Annotated in this window: 3 protein-coding genes; all 3 read right to left on the bottom strand. The window is 40.9% G+C overall.

Features of this window, described 5'->3' with window-relative positions; genetic code table 11:
- Nucleotides 1-209: 209 nt before the first annotated feature.
- The 3 genes from GWQ22_RS21160 to GWQ22_RS21150 all read right to left on the bottom strand — a co-directional run bounded on the left by GWQ22_RS21160 (nucleotide 210) and on the right by GWQ22_RS21150 (nucleotide 2,581).
- Nucleotides 210-668, bottom strand: a complete 459-nt coding sequence (locus tag GWQ22_RS21160) for a hypothetical protein (RefSeq protein WP_275931584.1) — start codon at nucleotides 666-668, stop codon at nucleotides 210-212.
- Nucleotides 669-953: 285 nt separating this feature from the next.
- Complete coding sequence (locus GWQ22_RS21155) at nucleotides 954-1,472, bottom strand: hypothetical protein (protein WP_275931583.1); 519 nt, start codon at nucleotides 1,470-1,472, stop codon at nucleotides 954-956.
- A gap of 104 nt (nucleotides 1,473-1,576) precedes the next feature.
- Entirely contained in the window at nucleotides 1,577-2,581 is a 1,005-nt protein-coding gene (locus GWQ22_RS21150; protein WP_275931582.1) for a hypothetical protein, read from the bottom strand.
- Nucleotides 2,582-2,784: the final 203 nt, after the last annotated feature.

The raw sequence follows: 2,784 nt of genomic DNA, 5'->3' as shown, positions 1-2,784 counted from the left end.
GAACAGGGATTGCAGGCTGGAGCTCACTCTGGGAAGGCTGGCAAACACTGCAAAGTAAACTGGACGGCTTTATTGCCGCCAAAGAGATGATGGCTTCGGGGATCAAGATCTGATCAAGAGACAGGTGTTAAAGGGGGGAAGAACGAAATACCAACACCTCTGCAAATCATCTCTAACACAAATAACGGTAGATAGAAAAGTGGGACCGGTTACGCATCATTCTTCAATTTTTTGTTATTCAGTAACTTTACATCTATTTTATCCGAAAAATCTGAGAAGTCGTCCAAGTCAAAAGGGACGTAAATCTTCTTGCGACTGTTAGTACGAATGACCATGCAATCCACTATGAGTAATTTTCCCATACTCACACCGATCATCTCGGTATATGGTATGGATACTTTCCAGAAAAAGCGGTTTCTACCTACAACGTCTTCACCTTTCAATTCGACTGAAAGCAATCTGGACGCTTGAGCCATCACGAACAATACAACGAAGGCTGCTAGCAGTATTTTAAGATATTGGTAAAAGAGCCAGACACCCAGCTCCATATTTAGTTGAGTATTGTATGTGCTGAGCGCAACGCCCCCTGCAAACATCAATGTAATAAATATAAAGAACCGCTTGCTCATGGAGAGCAATGGGCATTGCCAGTTCAAAGAATACTTCATGACTTTTTCCTACTAGATTGAGGTATGCTGCCCAGATACCAAGCTGACAAGGTGCTATCACCAATACATATACAATAGTCGTCACTATGGAATATTAGAACTGAAACGTGACGTATTGAAAGTCTGTCTTGAGCCATTGGTTATATGCGAGCTAATAATTGGCTCTTGCTCCAGTTACTTTTTATGCATTACTTTAACTGTATCCCACGAAGTTCCATTCTCAATTTCCGACATGCGATCTTCGTATTTCTGACATGACTGATAGAGGACACACTCCTTACCAGACTAGTCTGCTATCGAGAGGGGGGGCAGTTTTTTTTCTAATGGAGCATGTACATAATCTTCTAAGTCATAAACTATCTGAATAAAAAGGTCAGCTAACCCACAACCATAGTCGTTACAAGTATCTTGGAGATTATCGCAGTTTTCCAAAGCCCCAAGGAGCTGTTCTAAGCCATCAGTGAAATCAGAAAAATTGTCTTTGCATTTTTTTATCAAATTTTTAATTTCACCTTTATTTGGCTCGTAGCCAAGCTCATGAGCAAATTTGTTACGCATTTTATTGATGTCTTGAAGACAGCTAGACGCCCCGTTTGGTATTAGGCCAAGTGAGTTAATTAGGTTAATCTTTCTGCTATGGCTTAAGGATGAAAAGTGCATTTTAAGCTTTGGATCATAGGATGCTATTATTTCTTCGAGAAGATGCTCTATGACAAGATGTCCAATTAGAAAGCCGGACAACAAATCTGAATTATCAATTTTCTGAAACAGAAATTCTTCATACTTACTATCATATAGAGACATAACTACCTCGTGTACTTTTATATATCTAGAGTAAGTTTAGAGTCTGGCCGTATAACTCCGTGCTCTGCGGAAAATTTGGAGCACAGCAGAAATTTCTCCATTCCTTATCTCCTTGATTGTCCCAGTGTTGAGTTGAGATAATCAATAATGAGCAAGCCAAGTGTGTTTTGAAATTCCTCTCGGTCGAATCCTGCGGGATCTTGTGCTATCGCGCCGAGTTCTGATTTAAGAGATTCAGGAAATGGTGTTAAAAATGAGTAATGCCCAGCATTGGCAATTGTGATGCTGGTTAGTTTACCTTGATCTACAATGTTCTTCTCGATTAGCTTGCAATTATATGGTTCTGTCAACTCTTCATCTTTTTCAGCCCTCAGCAATAAGATTGGAATGTCGATCTCAGTGAGAGAGTCTTTAGCCGCAAACAGGGCACCTACTGGCGCCATTAATATCAGGGCTTTAATTCGATTATCTTTGGTGTTGTTTATAATTTCTTGCGTTATAGTGCCCTCACGTACCGGGCCACAATATGGGTCTGATAACGATGGTTTACTGCGGCATAATGAGATTAAATCGCCGGTGTTTGCAATGCCGCCTGCGGCTGCGAGCGCAGTATAGCCGCCAACAGAGTGGCCCAGCACTGCGACTTTATTTGAGTCAATATGGCTATTTAAACCTGGGGTGCCAAGGAGCATATCCAGTGCAGAGGTAATATGCTTGGGTCTGTTTATATAATTGGCAAGAGATCCTTCTAGTGAGTTATCCATATAGTTGTTTTTGGGGTGCAGTGGTATTGCAACCATAAAGCCATTTGCTGCCAATGAAACGGCTATATCTTTATATGATAAATTGCTGCTACCCGAACCATGGGACACCATGACTAATGGGAACTTGCCTGCTGATATGTTCCCACCTATGGCGACATTCATTTTAAATGGCCCCATTTCAACCAGTTTTGGCTTGCTGCTGGTTGGATAAAACAAGACCATCGGAAAACTATTATTTGTCTCTGATGAGGACACTTCCACCTTACGAAATCCCACTTCATGTGCATGGGATAACGTGGACATAAAAATCAGCAAAGAAAGTACCAATCGAAATGTTATGCTCATTTATTTTTCCTAAAATACGTTCATCTAGCTTCAGATATAAATTAAAATATAAAGCTGATATTTCCTGTAGCAATGCGGCTGACTCTTATACACAAATATTGTGAACTGATTGGCACTTTTCCCGATTTCCAGGATCTGATCTCCTATGTGACTCCCGAACATGGTAACGATCATGCTAACTTTTGCTCTTCATCGTGCGGCCG

This window comes from Aeromonas sp. 1HA1, from assembly GCF_029237385.1.
Classification (GTDB): Bacteria; Pseudomonadota; Gammaproteobacteria; order Enterobacterales; family Aeromonadaceae; genus Aeromonas; species Aeromonas popoffii.
This window is presented reverse-complemented; position numbering and strand designations above follow the sequence as displayed.

What these genes read in the sequence shown, in the direction of transcription:
- GWQ22_RS21160 (WP_275931584.1), bottom strand. Translation starts at nt 668, where the DNA reads ATGAAGTATTCTTTGAACTGGCAATGCCCATTGCTCTCCATGAGCAAG.
- GWQ22_RS21155 (WP_275931583.1), bottom strand. Translation starts at nt 1,472, where the DNA reads ATGTCTCTATATGATAGTAAGTATGAAGAATTTCTGTTTCAGAAAATT.
- GWQ22_RS21150 (WP_275931582.1), bottom strand. Translation starts at nt 2,581, where the DNA reads ATGAGCATAACATTTCGATTGGTACTTTCTTTGCTGATTTTTATGTCC.